Here is a 5,611-nt window from a genome sequence, read left to right as displayed (position 1 = left end):
TGATTCAAGCCGTTTTATGTCATGATCGCGTCATCTGCGAATTATTTCAGCAAACGACTATTTTACCCTTACGTTTTGGCACATCTTTTTTAGAGGCAGACAATTTACTGAACCATCTTAGTTCTAATGCCCAAGAATATCAAGAAAAAATTGAACAACTTGAGGGAAAAGGGGAATATGTTTTAAAATGTATTCCGCGTAAGCTAGAGGAGCCTGTACTCTCTTCTGAGAGCCGGGGAAGACAATATTTTTTAGCTAAAAAACAGCACTATGAAGCCCAACAAGACTTTTATATTCTGCAAGGTTCAGAATGGCAAAATTTCGTTCATTTAGTTACCCAAAGCTATCCATCAACGATTATTATTCCTTCTCCGGGTACGGAATCACGAATTTATCTTTTAGTCAATTTTCAAGAAGAACCTTTACTAATCGAGCAAGTCTTGCATTGGCAAAAAGCTTGCCCCAGGTGGGAATTACAATTAGGGCAAGTTTCTCCACCCTATCACTTTACTTAACTTAATTTCTCTATGACTAACCTTAACTTGGTAAACAACTTTCTTAGTCGTTACGACACCCGACATTTAGTTATGTTTAGTGGCAAAAGAGGAGTGGGAAAAACTACCCTATTCAATGGCCGCCAAAAATTATTCCTATGGCTAAAGCAATTGCCACAAAAATTATTCAGGAACATTGATATGGCGCTAATTAAAGCGCTAATTAAGGAACTTGCATCAAGAGGATCGAGAGAAAACTCGCAGTAGACGTACTCGCATCCTTCGATTGTCTTTAATAGTATCCCTTCATAACTATTCACGACACCTTGCTCTGATTTACTCGAAATAATCTTGTCGTTCCAATGCTGAATAATAGCTGCCCGTAATTCATCAGGAGAAGACTTCTCAGCCAAACCAGGAAAACCAAGTTCTTCAGCCTTTTTAATAATATCCGCCCTTTGAATAACAAATGAAAACGTATTGGTGGCCATGAAATTCTTCAGTTGCAAAGACTTAAAAGACCAGCCAGTTGCGATTTGTGTGTCAACAGCATCATAGAGAAGCTTGCTGCGTCCCAAGGCAGGATCGGACAAAGTAATATCTTTGACATAATGAAAAATTGCTTCCCATGTGTAGTCCTCTATCGATCCAATCATGGGAGAGGCAATAGTTGCAATAATGGCTTGCCTTAACCGTTCAATTTCATTCTCCGTCAACATTTAAGAGTTTCTCAACAACCTGCAAAAACTCGCTCATTGAGATCCCTAAAGCTTTAGTAATGTGACTAAAAACTCTAACAGATGGACTTTTTAGCCCTCGCTCAAGCTGACTGATATATGTTCTGTGCAGACGGCACAGGACCTGTAACTTCTGCCAGATACTCCTGTGACCAGCCTTGCTCTACCCGACGGCGCTGTATTTCTAGTCCTAAAATTCGATTTAGCCTGCTATTTTTCATATAAAGACAAGGCTAGTAGTTTGAATACAAAAGTTTCACAGACTAAAGTATTCAAGGTCTAGCCTTCCACTCAGGCAGTATTCGCGTTACAACAAGGAGCATAATGGGTTGAATGCGAAATATGCCTGAAAGCAGTGATAATCGATAAGATCAGATATTGATGTTCTGAGTGGGGTTAGCCATGACTGAGTTACTGGAGAAGGCGATCGCTCAGTTACAAACGTTATAATTACTTATCGCTTAATTGAGATGATCCTGGGGGCTGACTCTATTTTCCGATGAAGATCGGGATAAATTTATCATTTTTATGGAAATGAAAGCAGGAAAAGCCATAGAGAAGGAGGTAATTCAACAACTGAATGGGGCAGAATACTTAATCGCTTATTGCCAGAAAATTGGTCAGCTATTTTGGAACATTCCCAATTTTATCACGGGGTATGAATATCGGTTTATTAGCCTCAAACAAAACATCGGTTTATTAGCCTCAAACATATTAATATTGTCAAAGGTTTAACCAGGGAAAAGCCATCCCCACGAAATGGCGATCAGCCAGAAGAAAATATGTGAAAATTTTATTCACCAAGTACCTTATTCTTTAACCGTTTAATCGGGACAATGGAATAGTCTATTAGTAATATTAGTCTAGGTTTTTTGGTGAATAATTATTAAAAATATTTTTGCTATTTAATTTTTATCAAAGTCTTATTTTAAGAGGTTATACCAATTTTAAAAACTCCTGCTACAATTCCAATGGTTATTTGGGCGCTTGGACGTAGCGCCCAAATTGTATGAATTTTTATAAATAGTATTACCAATTTCAAAATAATCCACAGTCGGTTTTAACCGACTTGCGCTATTAGCCGGGGGTTTTAACCCCCGGCGGTTTATGTACCCCCGCAATTAACCGACGATTGCGGGGATTAAAATCCGGCGAGGATTAAAATCCCCGTAGGGGTCAACGGCCGTTGACCCCTACAGTCGGTTAAAACTGACTATTTTACCAATTTTAAAAACTACTACGACAATTTTAAGGTTTATTTGGGCGATTGGACGTAGCGCCTCTACTGTTGCATGATTTTTTGTAAATGGTATTAATTATATGATATTAAGGATAATTTTTGATTGTTTTTATTTCTTAATTTACCTAACACAACCTATTTGTGGTTTGTGAGTGGTTTGTGAGTTATTTGTAAGGATAAGCGTTACGGTGCGGGTTTTGGTGATAATTATGGGTTTTTATGTTGTTGCCTAACACACCCTACTTTTGAAAAAACAGATACAATAGATTAAAATTACAAAATGCCCATAAATTAATGATTATGTCTGTGGCTGAATTTGAAACTACAAATCTAAGCTGGCGTTGGCAGCAGGGTCAACAGCAACTCCAAGAATGGACGGAGTTGAAATTCTCGCAATTTTTCCCGAATCTATTCCCATCTTTAGATTGGCCAACTGTACCGACTGGCAATTTTAACTGGTTGTTTTATGTTCTGGGAATTGTGCTGACGATCGCGGTTTGTTGGCAACTCCAAAGCTGGATTGTCCAGTTTTGGTATTGGCAAATGTCAAAAACCTCTGATAGGCGATCGCATTTTTCAGAAAACCGATCGCTGACCGTTAAAGATTTGTTAGGGCGATCGCGAAAATATCAGGAGAAAGGGAATTATACCGCTGCTTGCTATTGTTTATACAGGGCAATGTTGCAGCAGCTAGATGACCGTGGAATTATTCCCCAACAAGTGAGTCGTACTGACCGGGAATACGATCAACTTCTCCAGGAACAACCGAACTATTCCGCTTATAAAGTGTTGCTAGAAACTCACGAACGGCTTTATTTTGGTAAGCAACAGGCAAATGCCGATATGTTTGCCCGCTGTCAGGAAGCTTACGAGGCTATTGTGCAGAAATGATTAAAGTTTTTCAATCGAAATCTAAATCTCAAGGGATAAAATTCGCCGCGATCGCCCTGGTGGCGATCATGTTGCTGACTTTGGGACTTGCCCCCAGTCGCGATCGCCTGAGTTCCGGTTCTACCTATAGTCGAGATCCTAATGGCTATGGTGCATGGTACGCTTTTATGGAACAGCGGGGCACGCCGATCCAACGTTGGCAACGTCCCTTATCGGCTTTGAAAAATCAACCCCCGATTACTTTATTGCGGGTACGGGGAAATTTGACCCGATCGCCCCTAGATCAATCCGTTGACCCGTGGTTGGAACAAGGTCATACCATTGTCACCTTGGGGGTTTGGCAAGATGTCACCGAAGCCCCCTTTACTAGCGAACTCAATAGTCCACACGGAACGGTGAAAATTGAAACCAGAAGAAGGGCTTCTTTGGCAACCGATCAAGTTGAATTATTAGGAGATCGCTTTGGGGCGGTGGCGTGGGCGGAAACCAAGGGAAAAGGACGGGAAATTTCTGTAATTACCCCCTATCTAGCGGCTAATGCTTATCAGCATGAACCGGGAAATTATGAGTTTCTGGCGGAACTTTTAGCCGCTACCAATCAGCCGATTTGGGTGGATGAATATATGCACGGTTATCGAGATGCGGATGCAGCAGATGAAGCGGAGGTGACGGGCAATTGGTGGGCATATTTGGCGAAAACCCCTTTATTGCTAATTTTTGTTCAAGGGGCAATTATCTTTATAGTGGCGATCGCCGCCCAAAATCGCCGCTTTGGTCAGGCAGAGGCGATCGGGTCTCCCCAAATTAATAATAGCGAAAGCTATATCAAAGCCCTGGCCAGCGTTTTACGCAAAGCCGAAAGTAGCGATTTTCTCACTCAAACTATCAGCAAAGCCGAGCAATTAGCCCTACAAAAAAGTTTAGGACTAGGCTCGAATTTGTTATCTCCGGAAGATTTAATCACCGCTTGGCACAACCAAACCGGACGCGATGCTTCTGAGTTACAATTATTACTACAATCTGACAGCGATCGCCGATTTTTATCCGAAGCAAAATTACGCCTTTGGTTAGAAAAATGGCACGCTATCCGTAAATAGTTATTGGAGTTGTTGGTGATTGGTTATTCGTAATGATAATAACCAAAGAATCCCTACCCAATAACCCCCCAACTCCCCCTTCAAAGGGGGGGACAGCCAATAACCAAAACCCAATAACCAAAGAATCCCTACCCAATAACCCTAAATGGCAATGACTCTCGATCACACAATTATTACTGATATCATTAAAGCCTTAAATAACATCGTTGTGGGACAAACAACGGTAGTTGAACAGGTGATGGTTGCCCTTTTATCCGGGGGACATATTATTTTAGAAGGTGTCCCAGGAACGGGCAAAACTTTATTGGCAAAAACCCTCTCTCATTTGATTAAGGCAGATTTTCGGCGAGTCCAATTAACCCCAGATATTTTACCCGCAGATATTTTAGGGACGAATATTTTTGATTTGAATAGTCGGGCGTTTACCTTGAAAAAAGGGCCAGTTTTTACGGAGATTTTACTGGCGGATGAAATTAATCGGACTCCGCCGAAAACTCAGTCCGCATTGCTAGAAGCAATGGAAGAAAAACAAGTGACTTTAGACGGGCAAAGTTTGCCGTTACCCGCACTATTTTGGACGATCGCTACCCAAAATTCTTTGGAATTTGAAGGTACTTATCCCCTACCGGAAGCGCAATTAGATCGGTTCTTATTTAAGGTGATGGTAGATTATCCCAATGCCGCCGCCAGTAAGCAAATGTTATTAGCCCATCAAAAGCAATCTTTAGATGTGAATAAAGTTGCGGCGATCGCGACGGTAGAACAGATTTTACAAGCCCGTCAAGCGGTTGCCAAAATAACTGTTGCTGAGAGTATTTTGGATTATTTAATTGCCCTAGGGGAGCGATCGCGACAAGATCGAGATTTAGCATTAGGGGCATCACCGCGATCGCTGGTGCTGTGGTTGCGTGCGAGTCAAGCCCATTCCTGGATCCAAGGACGGGATTACGTCACCCCAGATGATGTCAAAGCCGTTGCCCTGCCGTTGTTGCGCCATCGCCTCATCCTCAAACCGGAAGCCCAACTTGACGGCATTGCCATTGATGCGGTGATTTCTGGTTTACTGAGTCAGGTTGGGGTTCCGAGATAAGAAGCGGAGGAGCGGAGGAGCGGAGGGGCGGAGGGGCGGGGGAGAGAGGGTGTAGGGTGTAG

At 42.2% G+C, this 5,611-nt stretch carries 7 protein-coding genes; 5 read left to right on the top strand and 2 right to left on the bottom strand.

The window, feature by feature from the left end; translation table 11 throughout:
* A partial coding sequence (locus AM228_RS28270; RefSeq protein WP_054470337.1) for a GvpL/GvpF family gas vesicle protein occupies positions 1-515 on the top strand: 515 nt, incomplete at its 5' end.
* 50 nt (positions 516-565) lie between these two features.
* Here AM228_RS28270 and AM228_RS34685 read toward each other — a convergent pair.
* Positions 566-1,213, bottom strand: a complete 648-nt coding sequence (locus tag AM228_RS34685; RefSeq protein WP_197285446.1) for a hypothetical protein — start codon at positions 1,211-1,213, stop codon at positions 566-568.
* Positions 1,197-1,352 carry a helix-turn-helix transcriptional regulator gene (locus AM228_RS37100; protein WP_199317411.1) on the bottom strand — a complete coding sequence of 52 codons (156 nt, stop codon included), beginning with the start codon at positions 1,350-1,352 and terminating at the stop codon, positions 1,197-1,199. The genes AM228_RS34685 and AM228_RS37100 overlap by 17 nt, the downstream gene beginning before the upstream one ends.
* 407 nt (positions 1,353-1,759) lie before the next feature.
* On the opposite strand from AM228_RS37100, the gene AM228_RS28255 reads away from it, so the two are divergent.
* The 4 genes from AM228_RS28255 to AM228_RS28240 all read left to right on the top strand — a co-directional run bounded on the left by AM228_RS28255 (position 1,760) and on the right by AM228_RS28240 (position 5,549).
* Entirely contained in the window at positions 1,760-1,966 is a 207-nt protein-coding gene (locus AM228_RS28255) for a hypothetical protein (RefSeq protein ID WP_054470335.1), read from the top strand.
* Positions 1,967-2,771: 805 nt separating this feature from the next.
* Complete coding sequence (locus AM228_RS28250; protein ID WP_054470334.1) at positions 2,772-3,362, top strand: DUF4129 domain-containing protein; 591 nt, start codon at positions 2,772-2,774, stop codon at positions 3,360-3,362.
* Positions 3,359-4,459: a DUF4350 domain-containing protein gene (locus AM228_RS28245; RefSeq protein WP_054470332.1), complete on the top strand. Its 1,101-nt coding sequence runs from the start codon at positions 3,359-3,361 to the stop codon at positions 4,457-4,459. Before AM228_RS28250 ends, AM228_RS28245 begins: the two co-directional genes overlap by 4 nt.
* A gap of 151 nt (positions 4,460-4,610) precedes the next feature.
* Positions 4,611-5,549, top strand: a complete 939-nt coding sequence (locus AM228_RS28240; RefSeq protein ID WP_054470338.1) for a MoxR family ATPase — start codon at positions 4,611-4,613, stop codon at positions 5,547-5,549.
* Positions 5,550-5,611 lie beyond the last annotated feature (62 nt).

Origin of the sequence: Planktothricoides sp. SR001 (assembly GCF_001276715.1) — a bacterium.
GTDB classification, from domain to species: Bacteria; Cyanobacteriota; Cyanobacteriia; order Cyanobacteriales; family Laspinemataceae; genus Planktothricoides; species Planktothricoides raciborskii.
Note: the sequence above shows the minus strand (reverse complement) of the source record. Positions and strands in the feature narration are given on the sequence as shown.